The following is a 23,374-nucleotide window of genomic DNA, read 5'->3' on the forward strand; positions in this document are numbered from 1 at the left end:
CTTTTTTAAAATATAAGGAAGTCGCGGGAAGATTGTGGTATAGTTTGTCGTATGAAACCGAGGTGAACGTATTTGTTTGAGAGATTTTTGCCGAAGCTGAGAGTAAACAGCGTATTTGATATTGACTTGGAAAGTCTTTACGCGCAAGGGTACCGGGGGATTATTACGGACTTGGACAATACCCTTGTCGGGGCAAAGGCTCCATTAGCGACGCCCGAGCTCGTCGAGTGGTTCGAAAAAGTAAAGAAATTCGGGTTTAAACTCGTCATTGTGTCAAACAATAATCTGGACAGGGTGTCGAAGTTCGCTACCCCTTTAAATATCGAGTTTGTGCATGCGGCAAGGAAGCCGCTCGGCCCTGCCTTCCGCAGAGCGCTTAGCATGATGGGACTAGCCCCGAAGGAAGTCATCGTAGTCGGCGACCAGCTGATGACCGATGTATACGGGGGCAATCGCCTGGGACTGTTCACGGTATTGGTGCTGCCGATCGCGTCAAGCGATGAGGGCCTTGGTACGAGATTTAACCGCCGGCTGGAACGAATCGTCAAGCATCGGCTTCATAAGAGCGGACTATGGCTGGAGGAGGAGAACAAATGAGAGAGGAACAGGGCGTAATGAACGCCGAGCGCTGCAGCGGCTGCGGCATCAAGCTGCAGAGCGAGCATAAGGATCAGCCCGGATACGTGCCAGCGCAGGCCATTCAGAAGGAAATGGTCATTTGCCAGCGCTGCTTCCGGATTAAGAATTATAATGAATCCTCTTCCATTACGGTGGAGCAGGATGAATTCCTACGGCTGTTGAGCCAGATCGGCAGCAAACAGGCGCTTGTTATTCACATTGTAGACATTTTCGATTTCCAAGGGAGTGTTATTTCGGGCTTGCAGCGGTTCATCGGCAACAATCCCGTATTGCTGGCGGTGAATAAAATCGATTTGCTGCCGAAGGTAACCAACTGGAATAAAGTCCGCAACTGGGTGCAGAAGGAAGCGAAGGAAGCCGGACTAAAGGTGGAGGATATCGTCCTCTGCAGCGCCAAGCAGAACAGCGGATTCGATCGCCTGCTGGAAGCTGTTGCCGAGCTTCGCGGCGATCGCGATGTATACGTCGTCGGAGCCACTAATGTCGGCAAATCGACGCTGATCAACCGGCTTATCCGCGATTACAGCGATTTGGATCAGGAGCTGACCGTATCGCGCTACCCGGGAACTACGCTGGATATGGTACATATTCCATTGGATGACGGCCGCGCGATCATAGACACGCCGGGAATCGTGTATCCTTCTCGATTCAGCGAGCTGGTAAGCCCGGAGGATCTGGGCTCCATCCTGCCCGACAAACCGATCAAACCGGCCGTGTATCAGCTGAACGAAGGGCAGACACTGTTCTTTGGAGCTTTTGGACGTTTTGATTTCATTCAAGGAGAGCGCCAATCATTCACCTGCTTCGTAAGCGGCCGGACGCCGATCCACCGAACGAAGCTGGAGAAAGCGGATGAGCTGTTCAAGGTGCATGGCGGAGAGCTTCTCTCTCCGCCCTCGCGCGACAATCTGCAGAAGCTGCCAGAATTCACGCGGCATGAATTCCGAATCCCAAGGGGAAGCCGTCTGGACGTATTCATTTCAGGCCTCGGCTGGATCAAGATCAACGGCGAGAATGGCTGCGTCGTTGCTGCCCATGTCCCGAAAGGGATCAAGGTTATGGTTCGTCCATCGCTAATTTAATTTGACTTGTCTGAAATGACTTACTAGACTGGAATCCATTGAATTAGTTAAATTGCTGTTGGTTAAATTTGCTGAATTAGATTTAGTAATCGGGAAAAGCGTGCTTTCAGGTTTGAAAGAGGGAGGCTGGAGAGCAGAATGGGTAATGAATTAAAGGGGAACGGCGGACTGCCGCTGCTGTTCGGCGTTATGGGCGATCCGATCTCCCAAACGAAGTCGCCGGCGATGCATAGTGCGGCCCTGGAAGCTGCCGGCCTCGCAGGCACATACGTTCCGCTGCATGTCAAGCCGGAGCGGCTGGGGGATGCCATTAAGGGCATCACAGCTCTAGGCTATCGCGGCGTTAACGTAACCGTGCCGCATAAGGTGGATGTCATGAAATACGTAGACGTGATTGATGAAGCCGCGAAGCAAATCGGCGCTGTCAATACGATCGTCAACGAGGACGGCGTTCTTACCGGCTACAACACGGATGGAATAGGCTATATTCGCTCTCTCAAGGAAGAGGCCGTTGCCGACTTGTCCGGCAAGCATGTGCTGGTGATCGGCTGCGGCGGTGCGGCGCGTGGCATCGTATATGCGCTGCTGCAGGAGAAGCCGGGAAGCGTCGTCGTCGCTAACCGGACGATCGGTAAAGCGCAGGAACTGGCTGACGAGTGGTCCCATCTAGGGGATATCAGCGCGTGTAAAATGGAGGAGCTTGCCAATCTGCTGCAAGAGAGCCATATCGACATTGTCATTAATACGACATCGGTCGGGATGTATCCTAGGACTGGCGAGCTGCCGATTCCCGCAGAGCTTCTTGCGCCTCACATGGTCGTTAGCGATCTGATTTATAATCCGCTGAAGACCGAGCTGCTGCTTAGAGCAGAGTCAATCGGCTGCCGCATTCACAACGGCCTAGGCATGTTCGTGTACCAGGGCGCTTACGCCTTCGAGTATTGGACGGGGCGCCCTGCGCCGGTTGAAGCGATGCGTGCCGCCGTTTTAAGCAGCTTGCAGGCATAATCTTCGCTCATATATCTCATCTTTAACATAAGCAGGACATTTGAATATTAAGGGGTTTTGTATTACATGCTTACGGGAAAACAAAAACGTTATTTGCGCAGCCTGGCGCACCATCTTCAGCCGATTTTCCAGGTCGGAAAGGGCGGAACGAATGAGCAGGTGATTCGGCATATTTCGGAAGCGCTGGAGCGCCGCGAATTGATCAAGGTGTCGATTCTGAACAACAATCTGGACGATCCGCAGGAGATCGCAGCTGAGCTGGCTGCGGGGGCAGACGCCGAGCTGGTACAGCTGATCGGCAGAACGATCGTACTGTACAAGGAATCGCGGGAATATAAGCAAATTGAGCTGCCTTAAGCCGGGCCGGGAGGGATTGGTATGAAAAAAGTCGGCATCATGGGAGGAGCGTTTGACCCGATCCATCTCGGCCATCTGCTGGCCGCAGAAAGGGCCCGCGAGCAGTTCAAGCTCGAGGAAATATGGTTCATGCCTTCGCATACGCCTCCCCATAAGCATCGATCCGGGGTCAGCGGCGAGCAGCGCCTAGCTATGGTGGTGGAAGCGATCGGCAGCAATCCGGCCTTTAAGCCGCTGGATATCGAGCTCCGCCGCGGGGGCGTATCGTATACGGTTGACACGATCAAAGAGCTGCGGAAGCAGTATCCCGATTTGGAGCTCTATTTCATCATCGGTGCGGACATGGTCAACTATCTTCCCAAGTGGGAAGGCATTGACGAGCTGACGGAGATGCTGACATTTATCGGGCTTCAGCGCCCGGGCAGCTTCCTCGAGCTGGATGCTCTGCCTCCGTTCATTCAGGATGCCGTCCATTTGGCGGAGATGCCTTTGGTCGATATATCGTCCAGCATGATCCGGAGCCGGTTAGCCGCCGGTCAATCCATAAGGTACATGGTACCGGATTCTGTGTATGATTATATGACAAGGAGCGGTTTATATGGACTACACCCGTGAGGAATTAATGGCCATCGTGTCCGGTCAAATGCCTGAGCGGCGCTGGGCACATACGCTGGGCGTAATGGAATCGGCGGTCATGCTGGCCCGCCGCTATGGCGAAGACCCGCAGCGGGCCGACTTGGCAGCACTGCTTCACGATGTGGCCAAATATTGGCCGATGGAGCAGCAGGAGGCGGTCATCCGTGACCATCAGCTGAATATGGAGCTGCTGGATTACGATAAGCAGCTGCTTCATGCCGAGGTCGGCGCCTTTGTAGCGCAGCAGGATTACGGCGTGGAGGATGCCGGGGTAATCGATGCGATCCGCTATCATACGTCAGGGCGCGTCGGAATGACCAAGCTGGACAAAATCATCTGCCTTGCCGATTATATCGAGCCGGGCCGGGATTTTCCGGGCGTGGACCGCATTCGCGAGCTGGCTGAACACAGCTTGGAGGCAGCGCTCGTAGCAGGGCTTGATTCGACGATTTCATTCCTGATCGAGAAACGGAAGCGTATTTTTCCGACGACGGTATTAGCGCGCAATGATTTGATTTTGCAAATAAGAAGCCAATAAAATATACATTAATCATTCAGGAGGTTCGTATGAATGCCGATTTCACCTAAACAATTGTTAGATTTGGCCGTTAAGGCCGTGGACGAGAAAAAAGCCATGGACATCGTTGCGCTGGATCTGCAGGGGATATCGCTTATTGCCGATTATTTTGTCATTTGCCACGGAAATTCAGATGTACAGGTACAATCCATCGCGACGGAGGTTCGCAATCGGGCTCAGCAGGCGGGCGTGGAGATTCGGGGAATTGAGGGGATGGATACTGCACGCTGGGTGCTGATGGATTTGGGAGATGTGATCGTACATGTCTTCCACCGGGATGAACGCGAATATTATAATATCGAGCGGCTTTGGTCCGATGCCAAAGTCGTGGAGACGGTATGAGCCTGATCGCCGGCACCATCGTAACGCTTCCCATCGATCGCGAGGTATCCCCTTACGGTTATTTTTTGACGAACGGCATGCAGGATGTCCTGCTGCACTATTCCGAGCTCACACGTGAAGTGAAGCCGGGAGAGTCGGTGGAGGTATTTCTGTTCTACGATACGGAGGACCGCCTTGCAGCAACGATGAAGAAGCCTTATTTGACGCTTGGCGAGCTTGCCCTTTTGGAGGTAGCGGATGTGCATCCCCGTCTTGGCTGCTTCTTGGAAATGGGACTGGGACGACAATTGCTGCTGCCGATTCGGGAGCTGCCGGAGCTGCGGGAGCTTCATCCCCAGGTTGGCGACAGCGTCTACGTCATTATGGAGCATGATAAGCAGGGCCGCTTGAAGGCTAAGCTTGCGGGCGAGCAGGAGCTCGCTTCGAAGACTTTTCATGCACCTACGTCATGGAAGAACGAGTGGGCTGATGCTATCGTGTACAAGCCTCTGCAAATGGGCACCTTCGTCATTGTCGAGGGGGGCGTGCTGGGCTTCGGAGCGATCGGCATGATTCACTCCTCGGAACGGAGCCGGCTGCTGCGGCTGGGCGAGCGCGTCAAGGTGCGGATCACCCATGTTCGCGAAGATGGACGGGTGAACCTGTCCATGGCACCGCGCAAGGAAATTGGGCGCAAGGAGGACTCGGAACGCATTCTCGAGTTCCTGCAGGAGCGACCCGACGGAGGCATGCCTTATTCCGATTCGACGCCGCCCGATCTGATCAAGCAGCGCTTCGGCATCAGCAAATCAGCGTTTAAGCGGGCGCTCGGCAAGCTGATGAAGGAAGGCAAGGTTATCCAGAAGGAGAACTGGACCTATCTGGTACAGCCGGAACCAGGTCAAGTCAATGGGCCGGGGACGCAGGGGCCTGATTCGAGGAAGAGCTAATTTCCTAAGACTATCTAGGGAACGGGAATCAGTAATGCAAAGCACAGCATGTGAGAGTGCATGCCGTGTGCGAGTGCAAGGAATGAATAGACCGATGCACGGAATGACAGACCGATAAGATGCTCCATCGCGCTGGTGTGAAAGTACATGGAGCAGCGATGGAGTGGATTGCAGAAAGTCAGGTGACAGCATGGCAGCTTATCGTAAATTTGCCTATGTGTATGACGAATTGATGGAAGATATGCCTTACCCCGAGTGGCTTCGTTTTGCGCGAACCGCTTGGGAGCGGCTGGGCATGCCGCGGACAGTCGTCGAGCTCGGCTGCGGCACGGGAAGCATCACGATTCCTCTGGTGAATTCGGGCTTTGAAGTAACGGCTATTGACCTGTCCGCGGACATGCTTGCCGTAGCCCGGCGCAAAATGGAAGGAAGCCCGCAGGGCGTACGGCTGTTCCGCGAAGGCAGCGTTCGCTGGGTGCAGCAGGATATGAGAGATTGGGAGGTACCGGAGCCTGTAGATTCGGTGATTTCCTTCTGCGATTGTCTGAACTACTTGCTGGAGGAAGAGGATATCATCCGAACGTTCCAACGCACGTATAACGCGCTCAAGCCGGGCGGCACCTTCCTGTTCGATGTTCATCACCCGAATACGCTCAAGCGGTATGACGAGGAGCAGCCGTTTGTTTGTGACGAGCGGTCGGTATCCTATATTTGGACCTGTGAGCGCGATGCGGCAAGGGATGAGATTTATCACTATCTCTCCATCTTCGCCCGGGAGGAGAGCATCGGGTCCGATATATACCGCCGGTTCGAAGAGACGCATGTTCAGCGGGCCTATGATCCGGCATGGATGAAGAGCGAGCTGCTGCGCTGCGGCTTCCGGGAGGTTGCGGTTTACGCCGACTTCGAATGGGTCGAGGCGGCCGACGATGCAGCCCGCTTGTTCTATGTCGCCGTGAAGTGATGGAATAAGCAAGCTTTACTGGCTTTACTACATTACTTACTTTACTAGTTTTACTTACTTTAATAGCCTTACTGGCTTTACTAGCTTTACAGTAAGTGTATGCGGGTCACCCTTTAGGGTGGCCTTTTTTTATTGTCTGTTATTTTTAATTTACAGTACCATAGAAAATTTCAAGCTGACCCATCCGTGGTTGCAGTGAATGAATCAATGAAACAATCAATCAATCAATCAATCTCTTGTTACTTCGAGACAAGTTGCTTTGTGATTGATGTAGGTTAGCCTACTTCGAGATGGTGCCTTGAGATTGATATTGGTTGAGTAACTTCGAGATATGTTGGTCTACGAAACCATGATTTACTTGAATGCATGATTCGAATGCATGATTTCACGTATGCATGTATGATTTACACGTATGTATGAATGTATAATTTACAGGAATGTATGACTTCACACAAATGCATGTTTGCTAACGGACACAGAATCTCTTATTTGCCTAAAAAAGGGGATTTTATGTAGACTAACGGACACAGGGGACGCTATTACTCCATTTTCACCATATATAGAGCTGATATTACTTCAATAGGGTCTTCTGTGTCCGTAACGCGAGCAAATTGGCTTTATTTGCCCTGTTAGCGGAACGTATCGGTTCAACCCCCTAAGTTTGGACACTTTCCACATCATACTTAGGAAATCACATTATAGCGCAATTTTCTTTGGGTTAATCAAGCCCGCGGTGACTAAACGCAAGTATTCCTTGGGCGGCCAATCGTAGAGACTGCCGTGGATGCGTTCTGTGTTGTAGTATCGAATAAATCGGTCGACCACTGCAAAAGCCTCTTCGTAGGTTTCAAAACAATTCCGCTGGTAGCATTCTTGCTCTACAATGCTGTGGTACGACTCAATAAAAGCATTCTTGTTTGGCGTTTGGTTGGGGATCCTTTCATGCTCTAACCCCGCTTGCTCGCAAAAGGCATGGAACGCTTTGCTAATGAACTGCGGCCCATTATCCGTCCGGATCACCAACTTGTGTTCTTGTTCGTGGATTCTACGTTTAAAAAGCGCCTTCTGGATCGTACGCAAAATGTCTTCTGTGCTGCAGACCTTTCCACGGTAATGGGCGACAATGCTCCGGTCAAACACGTCAATGATGCTGGCCAGGTAGAAATGTCGGCGTTTGCCGGCTACGTAACCATACTTAATATCCATTTGCCATAGCTGGTTTGGTCCGCTCACAATACGGTTATTGGCGAGCTTTTTAGGTACGGGGTTTTTCAACTCTCGCTGTGGATGGAGAATCCCCATTTCTTTGCAGAGACGGTAGGTCTTCTTTTTGTTAATAATTAGCCGGTATTTTCGCCGCAACAACGTCGTCAGCTTCCGATAGCCGAAGGCAGCGTTAAGGCCTTGAATCAAGCGTCTGAGGTATCCTTTAATGCGAGCATCTCCTACCTTTTTTCCATCCTTGTCATAGGAGAAGCCTGGAACAGGCCGACCGCTGCTGACTGGCTGCTGGCGTTCAGGATGCTTTAGGCGATAGTAGTAACTTGAACGTGGGACTCCACATAGAAGGAGCACCTTTTGAACGGGATACCCTTGCTGAATCCAATAGATAGCTACTTCCAATCGGGATACTTTTTTTTTACCAGGTCTCGTAGAATGCTGTTCTCGAGCTCTTTTTCGCCTAGTAGCTTCATGGCATCGTTGTATTTCTTCTCTAGTTCCTTGAAATTGGCTGCATCCTGCTTCACTTTTCCTGCATCTGTTTGCTTCTTTTTCATAAGGTCACCCACCTCATCTTGATACTGGCGAACCCACTGGCTTAACGTTCTAGGAGACATTCCATGCTTCCGGGCTACTATCTCCGTCCGATAACCCGAGAGCACCTCTACCACAAGCTCCTTCTTCGTTTCATTGGGGCACCTAAATCGTCTTTTCATGGATTCTAACTCCTCACTCATTTTAGTGTATCTGAGGTGGATTAGAGTGTCCAATTGGATTAGGGGGCTAAATAGGTATGTCCGTTAGCACTTGAAATGACCTGGCTTGAGCGTCCCCAACCGTTTATTGGCCGAGATCATTTCAATTTTCGGACATCCCTCTGTGAGTCGTGTTTCTGATGATTGTCTGTTGCGGTTGCTGCGGTTCGCATTTGGTATGTACGTTGCTGTGGTCCGTATTTGGTTTTCACGCTGCTGCGATTCGTATTTAGTTGGAGCACTGCTGCGGTTACCATTTAGTTCGCTCGCTGCTGCGGATCGTTATGGGAATGTTGGAATAACTAGTTAATCAATGATATTTTGGCTTTGCTAAATAACAAACTTAGAGACACTTCTATATTACTAATCTTTATTAGTAATGCAGAGTGTTTTTTTCATTCCCAAAAAAAAGACCCTATCCCCTAAAGATTTGACATATTTTTAGGTTTCGATCATGGATAAGATGAAATCAAGCAAGTGATTGAAGAGTTTACACTAGGCGAATAAAGAGTACCAGAAGCACAACACGAGCACTAACACGAGCACAACACAAGCACCAACACAAGCACCAACACGAGCACCAACATGAGCACTAACACAAGCACTACATGAGCACTAACACGAGCACAACACGAGCACCAACACGAGCACCAACGCAATACCAAGCATTAGGATCATGCATCGAAAGAAGCGGGCAACTAAGACATTAAGGGGGTTAACAAAATGGGGAAAAAGTTAAGAAAACCGGCAGCGCTGTTATTGTCATTATTTCTTGTCATCGGGCTGGCAGCTTGCGGCGGTAAGGATTCGAACGGCGGCGGATCTGCTGCGGGAAACGGCGGCGGGGAGCCCTCAGGCGGGAAAAGCCAGGCCAAGACCGATATTTTGTTCTGGAGTCCATTCTCTGGAGCAGACGGCCCGTTCATGAAGAAGATCGTAGATAAATATAATTCTTCTCAAGATCAATACAAGGTTAATTTCGTCATTCAGCCGAACGGAGAATACTACAAGCAGCTTGACGTAGCACTCAGCACGGCGAAAGAGCGACCGGATCTCATGATTATGCACGTGGATAACGTGCCGACTTATGTGAACAAGGATCAATTGCTGCCGCTGGATGATATTGCTTCTACAGCTGGCATTAACAAGGAGGATTACGCGGAGGCTCCGGTAGAATATTCGACAATCGACGGAAAATGGTATTCTATTCCGCTAGATATTCACCCGGTCATCATGTATTACAACAAAGATTTGTTCGAGCAAGCAGGCATTAATGCGCCTCCTACCAATCGGGCTGAGTTTGAGGATGCTGTTGCCAAGTTGACCGATAAAGACAAGGGCGTTTACGGTTATGTGCTTCCTACACTGTGGCCGCAGCAGTTCATTTTCCCGTCGCTGGTATGGCAAAATGGCGGGGAGCTCTGGGATGGCCAAGATGTAGCCTACAATTCCCCGGAGGCTGTAGAAATGGTGTCCTGGATGCGCAGCCTTGTTGATCAAGGTTATTCCCCGGGCAATGTTCAGCAGGACGGAGAAAATACCTTGTTCCTGCAGGGCAAGAACGCCATTCAATTCAATGGTCCATGGATGAAATCACAGTTTGATGAAGCTGGCTTAAATTATGGCGTGGCGCCAATTCCGCAAATCGGTAAAGTTAAAGCGGCAGCTTATGCCGGCTCCCATGGCTTTGTAATCCCTAAGGCAGTAACCGACGAAGCCAAGCTGGCAGGCATCGGCGACTTCCTGAAATATGTGGCGGACAATTCGATTGAATGGGCGGAATCCGGCCAGGCACTGGCATCCAAGAAAATGACAGAGAGCGAAGAATTCCAGAAGCTTGAGGTTCAAAGCAATATTGCCAAGGGTTTTGCGGACGTTCAATTTGCACCAAACGTACTCAATTGGGGAACGATTTCCGAGCCGATCTGGGGTGAGCTGAACAATGCCCTGCTAGGCAAGAAGGATCCGCAAAAAGCGATGGATGATGCCGTAGCCAAATCACGGCAGGCCATGAAAAATTAACGACCCGAAATGAATTTAGAAGGAGACGGGAAATAGGCGGCAGCTGCTCTCTCGTCTCCTTCGCTTTTCTAGAGCAATGAAGCAACGCCCCAGGGCGGGAGGGATAAATCTATGGTGAAAAGCTGGCACTCCAAATTAACGTCATCTTTGTTCGTGCTGCCTTATTTCATTTGTTTTGCCGCTTTCTTATTGTTTCCGATACTATACGGCGTGTATATCAGCCTGCATAATTTCGAGCTGCTGTCGCCGGAGCACGACTTTGTAGGCTTCAAGCATTATGCCACAATTTTTACACCGGGAACCTATTTAAACAGCTTGTTCTTCAACGGGTTGTGGAATACGATCCAATTCGTCATCTACTCCGTGCCGTTGTTAATCGTGGTCGGGCTTGGACTGGCGATGCTGATACAGCATCTTCCGAGCAAGCTCCGAGGTATGTTCCGCACATTCTATTTTTTGCCATATGCTTTATCTGCATCGGTCATGTCCGTGATCTGGCTGATGATTTTCGATACGAATTCCGGGTTTCTGAACAGTCTGCTGATGAAGCTGAACATCCCGGCTATTCCTTGGCTGACTGATCAGCCGTGGGCCTGGGTATCACTCATTACGACCACATTGTGGTGGACGATCGGCTTCAATATGATCATTTTTATTAATGCTTTGAATCAAGTGCCGGAGGATTTCTATGAAGCAGCCTCTCTGGATGGAGCCCATGCCTGGGATAAATTTATTCACATTACGCTGCCATCCATCAAACCGGTCATGCTGTTCGTGATGATCACGTCGACGATCGCTTCGTTTAACGTCTTTGCCCAGCCTTTTCTGCTTACCCGCGGCGGACCGGGAGACAGCACGAAGGTGCTGCTGATCAACGTGCTGGATCAGGCATTCATTCGTAAGGAAATCGGCTCCGCTTCGGCGATGGCCATTCTGATGGCATTGCTTATCATGATTATATCGATTGTGCAGTTCAGACTGACTTACGGAAACAAGGGGGAAGAGTCATGAGCATGAAACGAATCAAGACGCTGCTGCTTGTTCTTCTCGCTTCGGGAATTGCCGTCGTTTTCCTGCTGCCGCTCGTATGGATGATTTCAACGTCATTTAAGAATGATTTTGAAGCATTATCCGGCAAAATGAATTTTATTCCGCTGAAGCCGACCTTTGATAACTATATCAAGGGGTTCAGCGGAGAATTGATGAACGTTCCGATCCTGCAATGGATCACGAACTCGCTGATGGTTGGTATCGCCGGAACGGCGATCGTGCTGCTGATCGCTTCTATGGCGGCGTTCGCCCTGGCCAGATTGAAGGATCTTCCGCTGCGCAAAACGCTGCTGTCGATGTTCATTGCTTCGCTCATGATCCCTGGCGTTTTGACCTTTTTGCCGATGTATATGGAATTTAACGCGCTCGGGCTGATCAACACGTACGCCGCGCTTATCTTGCCTTACACGGCAGGCGCCTTCGGTGTGTTTTTACTATATCAGTTCTTCATTTCCTTTCCGAAGGACATCGAGGAAGCCGCGCGGATCGACGGAGCGAACAAGTGGAAGCTGTACACTCATATCATGCTTCCGTCATCGGTATCGATTATGGTCACCTTGCTCATTTTTACGTTTATGGGAATTTACAATGATTTTGTATGGCCGCTGTATGCCACGACCTCACCGGAAATGCGCACCATCACGGCGGGGATTGCTATGATGGCCCAAGGCAGCTATACCCAATCGTACGGCAAGCTGATGGCGATGACGGCGGCAGCCGCTATCCCGGTTGTTGTTATTTTCATACTTGGACAGCGCTCCTTCGTTAAGGCAATTACACAGTCCGCGATCAAGTAACGGATAGCTTTCTAGGGGCAGGGGCAAGGCGGGATGAATCCATTCGATCCATGCTCGCATTCCCGGCTCCGCCTTAATCAAGCAGCACAGCCTAGTACGTTTACAGCTAGTCATACGGCAAATCTAAGCACGCTTACAGCTAGTCATAAGACAAACCCTAGTACGTTCACAATAGTCATACGGCAAAGCTTAACACGTTTACAGCTAGTATCTAGTATAAGGTGAAGCCAAAAGACAAGGGGGACAACCAATTGTTACGGCGCAGGAAGATATATATGGCGGCCTTGATTTTGGGCATCGCTGTCATCGTAATCGTAGGAGTGATTGCAATGAGACAGACGGACAGCAGCATAGCTGAGGGGATGTATAACGGACATGGGGGCACGTTTAAAAATCCGCTGATCGATATGGATACTCCCGATCCAAGCGTGGTTTATAAGGATGGTTATTATTACATGACGTTCACCCATCACGGAACGGACATCATGGTTATGAAATCCCGAACTATCGATTTTAAGCAGGCGGAGAAAAAGGTGGTCTGGTACCCGCCGATCGGTACGATGTACTCTGCTAACCTCTGGGCACCGGAAATTCAATATATCCGCGATAAATGGTATATCTATTTCGCGGCCGATGACGGGAATAACGAGAATCACCGGATGTATGCGCTGGAAGCGGTCGGAGACGATCCCCTCGGCGAATACGAATTCAAAGGGCAAATCACGGATGAGACGAATAAATGGGCCATTGACGGCCTGGTCATGGAGCATGAAGAGCAGCTGTATTTCGTCTGGTCCGGCTGGGAAGGGGACGAGAATATCCGGCAGAACACATACATTGCGCCGATGAGCGATCCTTTGACGATCAGCGGGCCAAGGGTGATGCTCTCCTCGCCCGATCAGGATTGGGAAATGGCTGGCGGACCGCCATATATTCAGGAAGGGCAGGCGATTCTGTACCGGGAAGGGCGCGTATTTATCGTCTATTCCGGGGCAGGGAGCTGGACGCCGTTCTACAGCCTTGGCCTGCTGGCGCTGAAGGAGGGCGGGGACCCGCTTCGGCCGGAGGATTGGCAGAGATCGGCCGAGCCGCTCCTGACGATGGACGAAGAGGCCGGGGTATACGGCCCGGGGCATAATTCCTTCGTCAAGTCGCCGGACGGCACGGAGGATTGGATCGTCTATCACGGTACGACGAGCCCCTCCGATGGCTGGAATAACCGCAAGGCCCGGGCGCAGCGCATCGCTTGGAACGAGCAGGGACTGCCGGAATTCGGCAAGCCGCTGCCGCTCGAGACGGCGATTCCGCTGCCATCGGGATCGGGCGTGTACCAGGCGAAGCATGCCGAGCGGGATGAGGACCGCCTCAGCTTCGGAAGGTTCACGGCAGCAGTCCCTGCGGAGATGCCGCTTCTGGTCCACTATAAGAACGAGACGGGCGCCTCCCGAACGCTGGAAGTATGGGTGGACGATTCCCAAGCTGGATCCATTGAGCTGCCCGCAACCGCGCCGAATGAAATCAGTTATGCCTACGGGCGCATTCCGCTGGTGGCAGGGACCGGCGAGCTGGCTCTGCGAACGGGCGGGAATGGCGGAACGGATGGAGCTTCGGCCGATATTCTGGATGGGATTCAGGCGATCGAGCTGACGAGATACGAAGCGGAATCGGCTTCCTCCGGCCTCCGGGACGCGGTGAACACCGACCTGTCCGCCTCCGGCGAGGGCGTGATCAAGCTGACGAATGAGCAGGACTCGTCGGTATCATTCCGCCCGGTTTATGTTCCCAAACAAGGCGAATATCGCTTGATCCTCGGCGTCTCCAACCCGGGGGACGGGGAGCGGAGCTTTGAACTCAGAGTCAACGGAGGCAAGGGAGCGAGGCTGAAAATTCCGGCAACAGGGCGCAATGTTTTTACAGAAGTTGTGTTTGAAGGAAAGCTGCAAAGAGGTGATAATGAAATTACGATTGAAGGGGCTTCAGGTGATCTGAGCCTCGATTATATGGACATTATCGCTGACTCTATAAGTTGAAATAAGTTGAACGTACAATTTTAACAGAATGGTTCACACAGCTGCAAGGCTGCCTATACCACCAAAATTTGCAGTTCGACTTGTACAAAATGTAACTTTCCGAGTCGTTAGGAGACGTGAATATGAAGAGACATCGCTGGAGTAAACATCGCAGCGGAGCAGCGATCGGCTTCGCATGGGCCGTACTATTGCTTTTGCTTCCCGGATGCACCGGACAGAACCCGGGATCCGAACCGATATCCAAGCCGCATCATGTCGTTCGTCTGGAATACTGGACGCCCTTTAGCGGAGGAGATAACCAATTTATGACTGAAATGGTGGAGCGGTTCAATAAGGAGCATCCGGAAATCCAGGTTGTCCAGAAGAATTCACGCCTTGATGATTACTATTCCCGACTCAAAACGGCTGTGTTATCAGGCAATGCACCGGACGTAGCTATCGTGCATTCCACGATCATGCCGCAGTTCGTGCAGAACGGATATGTGGAGAAGCTGACGATGGAGGCTAAAGACCTCGGCATTGATTGGAAACGCTTTAACCCTAATATACTTCGTTCGGTGCTATATGAAGATGATTATTACGGGGTGCCGCTCGACACCCATGCTCTGGTCATGTATTACAACAAGGACTGGCTGTCCGAGGCCGGGGTGCTCGATGAGGCGGGAAGGCCCATCATTCAGAAAGGGCCTGACGGGTTCAAGTCCTTCCTGGAGCAAATCCGGCGTAGGGTTCCAGCGGATATCGCACCGCTGGCTCAGCCGAGCACGCGGATCGATTCCGTCTGGTTATGGTGGAGCCTGTACAACCAATTGACGGACGGCGGTCAGTTCTATAGCGAAGACGGCACTGAGGCGGTGTTTAACAACCCAGCAGCTCTAAAGGCGCTTAGCTTCGTGAATGACCTCTACAAGGATAAGCTCATTCCCTCAGATATCAACGATGCTTTTCAATTGTTCTATGACGGAAAAGCGGCGGTGCTGATTACGGGGATGTGGGGAACGGGCGCCTTCGAGAAGGCGGAGGGACTCCAGTTCGGGGTTGTCCCGGTACCGACCATATATGATTATCCGGCGGTATGGGGCGATTCGCACAATCTCTCTATCCCCAAGAAGCGTGGAATGACGGAGGAGAAGAGAGAGGCCGTTCTAACCTTTGCGAATTGGATCGTAGGGCATGGCGACATGTGGGCCGAGGCGGGGCATGTTCCAAGCATGACTGAGCTTACAAGGTCGGAGATGTTCAACCGGCTTGAATACCGAAGCGATTATGCGGCCACGGCCAACTATGTAGCCTACTGGCCGAGGAACGCCAAACAGTGGAGCATTAACGAACGGATTATCAGCGAGTTCGAGAGAATGATCTACGGTTACCAGACGCCGGAGGAAGCGCTTGATGCGGCTGTGAAGAAAATCAATGCGGATTTGCGCAAGTGAGGGACGGCAATGATAAAGCAACTGCGAAGAGGGATACAATGGCTCAAAAATTTGAAGCTGGCTCAGAAGCTGATCCTCATTAATTCCGTTTTGATCGTAATCCCGCTCGGCGCGCTTGGCGTGTATGCATTTTCCAGCTTCCGGGGAACGATGGAAGCGAATGTCGGCGAGTCGCAGCTGCAGACGATGAAGCAGATTACGCTCAATATCGATACCTATATGGAGGAGTTGAACCGGCTGTCGCTGATGCCTTATCAATACCAGGATATCCTCGATTATTTGGCGTCGGAAAGAAAGCCCGGCTCATCCTTAAGCCTGGAGGAGATCAGCCTGCTGAACAATTTCGTGTCCAAGGTGTTCTTGAATGGACGCATCGATATTATGGGTGTCTCGCTCTATGGCTCCAAAGGGGCGTCCTATGTCGTTATGCCGGAAAGCCAATATGTTACGAGCTATAAGCTCGATGAGGATGCGGAGTGGCTGAAGGAAGCCCAGGGCCATTTCGGAGAGCCCATATTTTTGACAACCCATGAGCTTAAGCCGACGAGCGGCTCGGTCTACGAGGTATTCTCCATCGTAAGGGAGCTGCGCAGCTTTGACAGCGGGCAGACGATAGGCTATATCGTGCTGGATGTTGACCCGGCCGTGGTCGGGACGATTCTGGCACAGGTTCAGCTCGGGCGGAATGAATCCTTGTATATCACGAATGCCGCAGGGGATATCGTTATCAGTAAAGGCTCTGTCGTACCGGGAGCAGACGGTGCTGCCGCCTCTTTCCGGGGAGAAGGCGTAACCCATCTGGAGACGAACGGTGAACGCATGTTGGTCTCTTATGCTACGTCCGAGCTTACGCAGTGGACTACCGTCGGAGCTGTCCCCGTCTCGGAACTGATGCAGGACAGCGTGCAGGTCCGAAATTCCATCATGATCATGGGGATGGTCTGCATCGGTTCGGCCATGCTCTTCTCCGTATTCACGGCGTACCGCATCACGTTGCCTATTCGCAAGCTAAGCCGGCTGATGAAGAAGGTAGAGAAGGGCCAGCTCGAGGTGACGTTTCCCGTGAATCAATGGGATGAAGTAGGCCAGCTCGGGAGCGCTTTTAATAAAATGGTATCCCGGTTAAGCGAGCTTGGATATTTGCTCTATGAAACTGAGATCCGGGAGAAGGATGCGCAAATCGCTGCCCTGCAGAGCAAGATCAACCCCCATTTCCTCTACAATACGCTGGGTTCAATCAGCATGTATGCGGAGCTGGAGGGCAGCAAGGAAATTACGACGATGACGAACAATCTGAGCCGCATATTGAGGTATTCCTTGAATGCGCATCAATCGGGGGTCGTTCTCAAGGACGAAATTGAGCATATCCGCAGCTATATGGCTATTCAGAAGCTGCGCTACGATGAGCGGCTGCATTTCACGCTGGATATCGCAGCGGAGGCGATGGATTGCGCTGTCATTCCGCTAATGATCCAGCCGATCGTCGAGAATTCCTTCAAGCATGGGCTCGATAAAGGAGTGGGCGAGGGAAGGATTTCCTTAGCCGGAGGAATTCAGGACGGTCTGCTGCGGCTGACCGTGGAGGACGACGGCATCGGCTTGACCACTGCGCAGCTTGAACATATTCGGCGGCAGCTTGCCTACTCCCGCGACCTTGGCGGCGAGACCGGCAATGGTCTGCTTAATGTGCACCGCCGCTTGGTGCTTTGCTACGGCGAGAGATACGGGCTGACGATCGACAGCATGCCTTACCGAGGGGTGCGCGTTACCTTGACGATTCCCGCGAAGCCTATTCCATCTCATAGGGAGACAGAGGCAGCGGCCGTATTCCATTCCACATCATGAGCTGGCCAAGGAGGAGGATCTTATGCCAAAAATTCTGATCGTCGACGATGAGAAGATATTCCGCAAGGGGCTTCGGGCCATGATTACGTCCTTGGATCCCGAATGGGAGATCGTGGGCGATGCTTCGGACGGCTACGAGGCTTTGGATCGCGCGGAGATGCTGCAGCCCGATGTCATATTGACCGATATTCGTATGCCTCGAATGGATGGCATCGCCTTGCAGCGGGTCGTGAAGGAGCGGTTTCCGCAAATGGAATGCATCGTGGTGAGCGGGTATGAGGATTTTACTTATGCGCTCCAATCCATGAGATACGGGGCTAAGGATTATTTGATGAAGCCGGTGGAACGGAGCGAGCTGGGACGGATTCTCGGCAAGCTGAAAGAGGAGACGGCAAAGCGGGACAAGGCTTCGGCTCCCAGGTTTGATCAGGAGGAGAACGAGCTTATCCGCCGACATGTCAGCGAGTCCGTTATCGCGGGGTTGATGAGAGGGATGGTGCAGCAGCATCACGTGGATCTGCTGCGCAAAATCGGCGTCGATTTCGATCAGCCATATTACTGCTGTTTCTTGATTAAGCTTGATAAAGGCTCGATCGGCTCGGATCGATATTTAAAAGCCGACCCCTCGTTATTTCAGCTCTATATCCGGCAGTTCGTGCAGGAAATGGTCAACAAACGGATGAAGGGCTACAGTCTGGTTCTCTCTGATTCCGAGGTGGCGGCCATCGTCAATTTGAGCAGCAACGACAGCCGCAGCCTGGTCGAATTGGCCGAGTCAATCCGCAGACAGATTACTTCTCTGTCGAATCTGACGGTGACGATCGGCGTCGGCCGGGTAGCCGAAGGAGTCAATTCGATCTCCGAGTCTTACCGGGATGCCGAAATCAGCCTGCTCTACAGGCTGATCGTCGGCGGTGACAAGGTACTCCATTATGAAGCGCTGCGTCGGGATCACGATCTATATTTAGAGGTCGATACCGAGTCCTGGGGGGCGATGGAGCGAGCCGTTCTGGAGGGCCGGGCAGAGGAAGCGGCCAGCCGGGTGGAGTCGGAGATCGGAGGCCTTTGCCAGCAGGCGACGAGCCCTGAGCTGGTCTATCAGAAAATATGCAAGTTGCTCATTCATTTCTACGAGTCCGCAGAGAAGCTGAATTTAAGCAAGGCGTGGCTGGGCGAAAGGGATATCCGCAGCCTGATCTTCGACATTTGCTCGATTACATCCAGCGAGGAGCTGAAGGCCGAATGCCGGGAGCTGCTGACGGGCTTAGCCCGCTGCATTGCCGATTCTAGGCGTGAAATCGAGCATGATCCGGTGGAGCAGGCGCTGCAGTACCTAGCTGCCCACTTCCATAAGCCGCTTACCTTGAACGAGGTAGCAGGACAGGTGCATTTGAATCCGGCTTATTTCAGTACGCTGTTCAAGCAGCGGACAGGCACGACCTTCGTGGAGCGGCTGACTGCGATTCGTATCGAAGAAGCTAAGCGCCGGCTTATGGACACCGACGATAAAATCGCGGCGATCGCCGATGAGACCGGGTTTCCGAATTTGCGTCATTTTTATCGCGTATTCAAGAGGGAGGCCAAGCTCTCGCCGAAGGATTTCCGCCGCAGGTTCCGCAAGGAGGAGACGGGCGCCGCTTCAGAACCGGCAGGACGTATTGGACGTATTTGATTGCACTTGAAACTACAGGAGGTAAGGATCCATGACAAGCATCCATAACAATAAAGCAATTCCGCGCGAGGAATATCCTAGACCGCAGTTTATGCGGGCTGACTGGCTCAATTTAAATGGAGAATGGGAGTTCGCTTTCGACGATGATCGGATCGGGGAGCGGGAGAAATGGTACGGGAAGGATTTTCAGTCTCCCTATCCGCATGCGATCACGGTGCCCTTCGTGTTCCAGAGCAGGCTGAGCGGCATCGGAAATCCGGAATTTCATGATGTCGTATGGTACCGTAAAAGCTTCGAACTGCCGGAGGCCTGGAGCGGGAAGCGGATCGTGCTTCATTTCGGCGCGGTCGATTACTTGGCCAAGGTATGGGTTAACGGGCAGCTGGCCGCGGTTCATGAAGGAGGCCATACGCCATTTCAGACCGATATTACAGATTTGCTCGTGCCGGGAAGCCAGACGGTCACTGTGCGTGCAGAGGACTTCAGCCGGGACATTACGCTGCCGCGGGGCAAGCAGTATTGGTTGGAAAATTCAGCGAGCATTTTCTATACCCGAACCACGGGGATTTGGCAGACGGTGTGGCTCGAGCCGGTGGATCAGGTTCATCTGAAGCGGGTCGCCATGACCCCGGATATCGACCGAAACGAAATCCAGCTGCATACCTTTGTGGACGGCCTGCAGGGCGGGGCGGAGCTGGAGCTTGAGGTAATGGTGTCCTTTCAAGGGGAACAGATTGCTTGCGATCGCTACAAGCTGCTTCGCCCGGAGGAATACCGCAGTATTCATCTTCATGATTTCGCGGAGCATGGGCTCGGGCGACTTTGGTCGCCGGAGAATCCGAATCTGTACGACATTTCCTTCAGGCTGATCGGCGGGGGACATGTGCTGGATGAGGTGATCAGCTATTTCGGGATGCGCAAGGTATCCATTGAGAATGGAAGGCTGTGCCTGAACAACCGTCCGTATTATCAGCGGCTTGTGCTTGACCAGGGGTATTTCGAGGAAGGCATACTCACTGCTCCGAGCGACGCTGATCTGAAGCGGGACGTTGAGCTGGCTAAAGAGATGGGCTTCAACGGGGTACGCAAGCATCAGAAGATGGAAGATCCAAGGTTCCTGTACTGGTGCGACCGGATCGGCATGCTTGTGTGGGGCGAGGCTGCCAATGCCTACGCCTACTCCGAGAACTATGTGCGGCAGTTTACCCGCGAATGGCAGGAAGTAATCCAGCGGGACTACAACCATCCCTGCATCGTGACATGGGTTCCACTGAATGAGAGCTGGGGTGTGCCGAACGTGCAGATCGATGCCAAGCAGCAGCAGCATGGGCTGGCGATGTATCATTTGACGAAATCGCTAGATCAGACGCGTCCTGTCGTCTATAACGACGGCTGGGAGCATATGACGACGGATTTGGTGACGATTCATGACTACGAGAGCCGCCGCGAGGTGCTGGAGGCGAGATATGAAACCGTGGAGTCCACGCTAAATGCCATGCCGGCGAACCGCAGCATCTTCGTGGGCGGAGCGGCCTATGCAGGGCAGCCGATTCTCGTGACGGAGTTCGGTGGAATCGCCTTCAAGGCGAGCGAATGGGAGGGCTGGGGTTACTCGGGTGCGGATAGCGAGGAGGATTATTTGAAGCGGCTGAAAGATGTTGTTGACCCGATGTATGCCTCCCCGGTTGTACAGGGGTTCTGCTATACGCAACTTACAGATGTCGAGCAGGAGATCAACGGCCTTTTGACGTATGACAGGCAGCCTAAGGCCCCGCTGGAGCAAATCCGGCAAATTATTACGGGCGCAGGCCGGAACTGATTCTAGATTTAAATCTATGAAATAAATAAGCTGTAATCCTCAAGCTGGCACAGGATTGAACTGTGTCAGCTTTGTTGTTTTGGAAAAATAATTAGTTATTATGAGTATAATTGAGTATAATTGAATACAAACCAATGTTCTATAGAGGAGATTATTTCTATGGATTCGGAAATCGAGATCATGACGATAGCCCAGGTTGCGAACTATTTGCAGCTTAGTGAAGTAACAACCTATAAAATGGTGAACGAGGGTGTCATTCCGGCTTTTAAAATCGGCAGACATTGGAGGGTCAAGAGGAGCGATCTGTTTGATCTGATTGAACGGTTGAAGAATGGTGAAAAGATATAGAGAGTATCCGAACATAGAGAGCCATACAAATATTATCACAAAGCCCGGCCCCTTGGGTGACCGGTATTTTGCAAGAGAGGAATTATGCACATAATGAATGAAGAAGCAAGCAAAAATGTAAAGGCTGCAAAGCCGGCGAAAACGCAGCGCCGTCCTAAATCATCCCCCCCGCCGGTTCGTATTTTCGCGCTTGGCGGTCTTGGAGAAATCGGTAAAAATATGTACGCCGTGGAGTACAAGAATGAAATTATAGTCATTGATGCGGGTTTGAAATTTCCGGACTCGCGCCTATCCGGAATCGATTATATCATTCCAGATATGAGTTATTTAATCGCTAACAAGCATAAAATCAAAGGCCTGTTCATTACGCATGGGCACGAGGACCATATCGGGGCCATTCCGTTCCTGCTCCGGCAGCTCCAGGTTCCGATTTACGGCGGACCGCTGACGATTGGCCTGGTTCGGGCCAAGCTGGAGGAATACCGCCTGCTCGGACAAGCCGAGCTGCATGTATTCCATGAGGATGACCGGTATCAGTTTCAGCATCTTGCCGTCCATTTCTTCAGAACAACTCACAGTATCCCCGACGCTTTTGGCATCGTCGTGGACACGCCTTATGGTCCGGTTGTACATACCGGGGATTTTAAATTCGATTTCACGCCGGAGGACAAGCCGGCTGATCTGTCCAAGATGGCCAGCGTCGGAGGCGAGGGTGTTCTAGCGCTGCTGGCAGACAGCACGAATAGCGAACGCGAGGGCTTTACCCCGTCCGAACGCAAGGTTGGGAATGCAATACTCGAATCGTTCCGGCAATGCGAGGGACGGATTCTGTTCGCAACGTTTGCATCCAATGTGCACCGTCTGCAGCAGGTGGTGGAAGCTGCGATGCAGTGCGACCGCAAAATCGCCGTGATCGGCCGGAGCATGGAGAAGGTATTTACGATCGGACAGGAGCTTGGATACATCCGCGTGCCCGATGGAATGCTGATCGATGTGAAGCATATTGACCGCTATGAGGATAACCGGGTTCTGATCGTCTGCACGGGCAGCCAGGGAGAGCCGAACGCGGCGCTGAGCCGGATCGCTTCCGGGGCGCATCGTTCCGTACAGATTTATCCGGGAGACTCCGTCATTTTCTCTTCTTCCCCGATTCCGGGCAATGAGCAGAATATTAACCGGAGCATCGATATGCTGATGCGGGCAGGCGCCAATGTTATTTACGGCTCCATTATCGATATTCATACCTCCGGCCACGGCAACCGTGAGGATTTGAAGCTGATGCTCAGCATGATTCGTCCGAAGTATTTCATCCCGATTCACGGGGAATACCGCATGCTGCTTGCTCATCGCAAGCTTGCGATGCAGACGGGGCTTTCGGAGGACCGCATCTTCGTGATGAACGTCGGGGATACGCTGTCCATCTACCGCAATCGCGCCAAGAAGGGGCGTTCGATTCCGTCCGGGGATGTCTTCATCAGCAACGGCGAGATGAGGACTTATGAGGATGAGCTTGTAGAGGAACGGGGCGAGCTGGCGAGAGAGGGAATCGTCATCGTCGTTATGACGATTGACGCGGAGACGGGCCAGATTCTTGCTGGACCGGATATTGTGACCCGCGGCTTCGTCTATATGCAGGATGCCCGTCCGCTGCTGCGGCGGGCAGAGATGACGCTGAAGCGGAACCTGTCGAAGCAGGGAGAACGCCAGGAGTACAATCGCTCCGATTGGGTTCGTTCGACGCACCGGATCATGCGCAGATTTTTTATGAAAGAAGTAGGCCGCGCACCGCATATCATGCCTTCTATTTTGGAGGTTTAGTTTACAAACAGAGTCTTCCCTCCGGGAGGG

At 52.1% G+C, this 23,374-nt stretch carries 21 protein-coding genes; 19 read left to right on the forward strand and 2 right to left on the reverse strand.

The features are described 5' to 3' along the window. The first annotated feature begins 72 nt into the window (after positions 1 to 72). The 9 genes from BN2762_RS12670 to BN2762_RS12710 all read left to right on the forward strand — a co-directional run bounded on the left by BN2762_RS12670 (position 73) and on the right by BN2762_RS12710 (position 6,534). Positions 73 to 597: a YqeG family HAD IIIA-type phosphatase gene (locus BN2762_RS12670; protein ID WP_055107330.1), complete on the forward strand. Its 525-nt coding sequence runs from the start codon at positions 73 to 75 to the stop codon at positions 595 to 597. Continuing rightward, complete coding sequence (gene yqeH, locus BN2762_RS12675; protein WP_055107331.1) at positions 594 to 1,721, forward strand: ribosome biogenesis GTPase YqeH; 1,128 nt, start codon at positions 594 to 596, stop codon at positions 1,719 to 1,721. Before BN2762_RS12670 ends, yqeH begins: the two co-directional genes overlap by 4 nt. Before the next feature lie 138 nt (positions 1,722 to 1,859). Next, positions 1,860 to 2,729: a shikimate dehydrogenase gene (gene aroE / locus BN2762_RS12680; RefSeq protein WP_055107332.1), complete on the forward strand. Its 870-nt coding sequence runs from the start codon at positions 1,860 to 1,862 to the stop codon at positions 2,727 to 2,729. 66 nt (positions 2,730 to 2,795) lie between these two features. Continuing rightward, the gene (yhbY, locus tag BN2762_RS12685) at positions 2,796 to 3,086 is read left to right on the forward strand and encodes a ribosome assembly RNA-binding protein YhbY (RefSeq protein ID WP_055107333.1); all 291 of its coding nucleotides are present in this window, start codon (positions 2,796 to 2,798) and stop codon (positions 3,084 to 3,086) included. 21 nt (positions 3,087 to 3,107) lie between these two features. Then, entirely contained in the window at positions 3,108 to 3,701 is a 594-nt protein-coding gene (locus BN2762_RS12690) for a nicotinate-nucleotide adenylyltransferase (RefSeq protein ID WP_055107334.1), read from the forward strand. After that, entirely contained in the window at positions 3,685 to 4,260 is a 576-nt protein-coding gene (gene yqeK, locus BN2762_RS12695) for a bis(5'-nucleosyl)-tetraphosphatase (symmetrical) YqeK (RefSeq protein ID WP_055107335.1), read from the forward strand. The genes BN2762_RS12690 and yqeK overlap by 17 nt, the downstream gene beginning before the upstream one ends. A 33-nt stretch (positions 4,261 to 4,293) precedes the next feature. Beyond that, on the forward strand, positions 4,294 to 4,641 hold the full coding sequence (gene rsfS / locus BN2762_RS12700) for a ribosome silencing factor (protein WP_055107336.1): 348 nt from the start codon (positions 4,294 to 4,296) through the stop codon (positions 4,639 to 4,641). After that, positions 4,638 to 5,570 carry a CvfB family protein gene (locus BN2762_RS12705; protein ID WP_055107337.1) on the forward strand — a complete coding sequence of 311 codons (933 nt, stop codon included), beginning with the start codon at positions 4,638 to 4,640 and terminating at the stop codon, positions 5,568 to 5,570. The genes rsfS and BN2762_RS12705 overlap by 4 nt, the downstream gene beginning before the upstream one ends. A gap of 190 nt (positions 5,571 to 5,760) precedes the next feature. Next, a complete protein-coding gene (locus tag BN2762_RS12710) occupies positions 5,761 to 6,534 on the forward strand; it encodes a class I SAM-dependent DNA methyltransferase (protein WP_055107338.1) in 774 nt (257 codons plus the stop codon). Between the two features lie 696 nt (positions 6,535 to 7,230). Here the strand turns inward: BN2762_RS12710 and BN2762_RS12715 are convergent. Beyond that, on the reverse strand, positions 7,231 to 8,241 hold the full coding sequence (locus tag BN2762_RS12715) for an IS3 family transposase (RefSeq protein ID WP_148499853.1): 1,011 nt from the start codon (positions 8,239 to 8,241) through the stop codon (positions 7,231 to 7,233). Continuing rightward, a complete protein-coding gene (locus BN2762_RS12720) occupies positions 8,148 to 8,492 on the reverse strand; it encodes a transposase (RefSeq protein WP_230202511.1) in 345 nt (114 codons plus the stop codon). The genes BN2762_RS12715 and BN2762_RS12720 overlap by 94 nt, the downstream gene beginning before the upstream one ends. A 741-nt stretch (positions 8,493 to 9,233) precedes the next feature. Between BN2762_RS12720 and BN2762_RS12725 the strand changes: the two genes are divergently transcribed. The 10 genes from BN2762_RS12725 to rnjA all read left to right on the forward strand — a co-directional run bounded on the left by BN2762_RS12725 (position 9,234) and on the right by rnjA (position 23,344). After that, a complete protein-coding gene (locus BN2762_RS12725) occupies positions 9,234 to 10,532 on the forward strand; it encodes an ABC transporter substrate-binding protein (protein WP_055107340.1) in 1,299 nt (432 codons plus the stop codon). A gap of 111 nt (positions 10,533 to 10,643) precedes the next feature. Then, entirely contained in the window at positions 10,644 to 11,543 is a 900-nt protein-coding gene (locus BN2762_RS12730) for a carbohydrate ABC transporter permease (protein WP_055107341.1), read from the forward strand. After that, the gene (locus BN2762_RS12735; RefSeq protein WP_055107342.1) at positions 11,540 to 12,379 is read left to right on the forward strand and encodes a carbohydrate ABC transporter permease; all 840 of its coding nucleotides are present in this window, start codon (positions 11,540 to 11,542) and stop codon (positions 12,377 to 12,379) included. Before BN2762_RS12730 ends, BN2762_RS12735 begins: the two co-directional genes overlap by 4 nt. Positions 12,380 to 12,630: 251 nt before the next feature. After that, on the forward strand, positions 12,631 to 14,409 hold the full coding sequence (locus BN2762_RS12740; protein ID WP_055107343.1) for a family 43 glycosylhydrolase: 1,779 nt from the start codon (positions 12,631 to 12,633) through the stop codon (positions 14,407 to 14,409). Between the two features lie 122 nt (positions 14,410 to 14,531). After that, positions 14,532 to 15,842: an ABC transporter substrate-binding protein gene (locus BN2762_RS12745; protein WP_055107344.1), complete on the forward strand. Its 1,311-nt coding sequence runs from the start codon at positions 14,532 to 14,534 to the stop codon at positions 15,840 to 15,842. A gap of 9 nt (positions 15,843 to 15,851) precedes the next feature. Beyond that, positions 15,852 to 17,687 (forward strand): cache domain-containing sensor histidine kinase, encoded by a 1,836-nt coding sequence (locus tag BN2762_RS12750; RefSeq protein WP_055107345.1) that lies wholly within the window; start codon positions 15,852 to 15,854, stop codon positions 17,685 to 17,687. Between the two features lie 22 nt (positions 17,688 to 17,709). Next, positions 17,710 to 19,359: a response regulator gene (locus BN2762_RS12755; RefSeq protein ID WP_055107346.1), complete on the forward strand. Its 1,650-nt coding sequence runs from the start codon at positions 17,710 to 17,712 to the stop codon at positions 19,357 to 19,359. Between the two features lie 31 nt (positions 19,360 to 19,390). Then, positions 19,391 to 21,178: a glycoside hydrolase family 2 protein gene (locus BN2762_RS12760; protein ID WP_055107347.1), complete on the forward strand. Its 1,788-nt coding sequence runs from the start codon at positions 19,391 to 19,393 to the stop codon at positions 21,176 to 21,178. Positions 21,179 to 21,337: 159 nt separating this feature from the next. Beyond that, a complete protein-coding gene (locus tag BN2762_RS12765) occupies positions 21,338 to 21,526 on the forward strand; it encodes a helix-turn-helix domain-containing protein (RefSeq protein ID WP_055107348.1) in 189 nt (62 codons plus the stop codon). Between the two features lie 93 nt (positions 21,527 to 21,619). Further along, on the forward strand, positions 21,620 to 23,344 hold the full coding sequence (rnjA, locus tag BN2762_RS12770) for a ribonuclease J1 (RefSeq protein WP_055107349.1): 1,725 nt from the start codon (positions 21,620 to 21,622) through the stop codon (positions 23,342 to 23,344). Positions 23,345 to 23,374: the final 30 nt, after the last annotated feature.

The organism is Paenibacillus ihumii (genome assembly GCF_001403875.1).
GTDB lineage: Bacteria > Bacillota > Bacilli > Paenibacillales > Paenibacillaceae > Fontibacillus > Fontibacillus ihumii.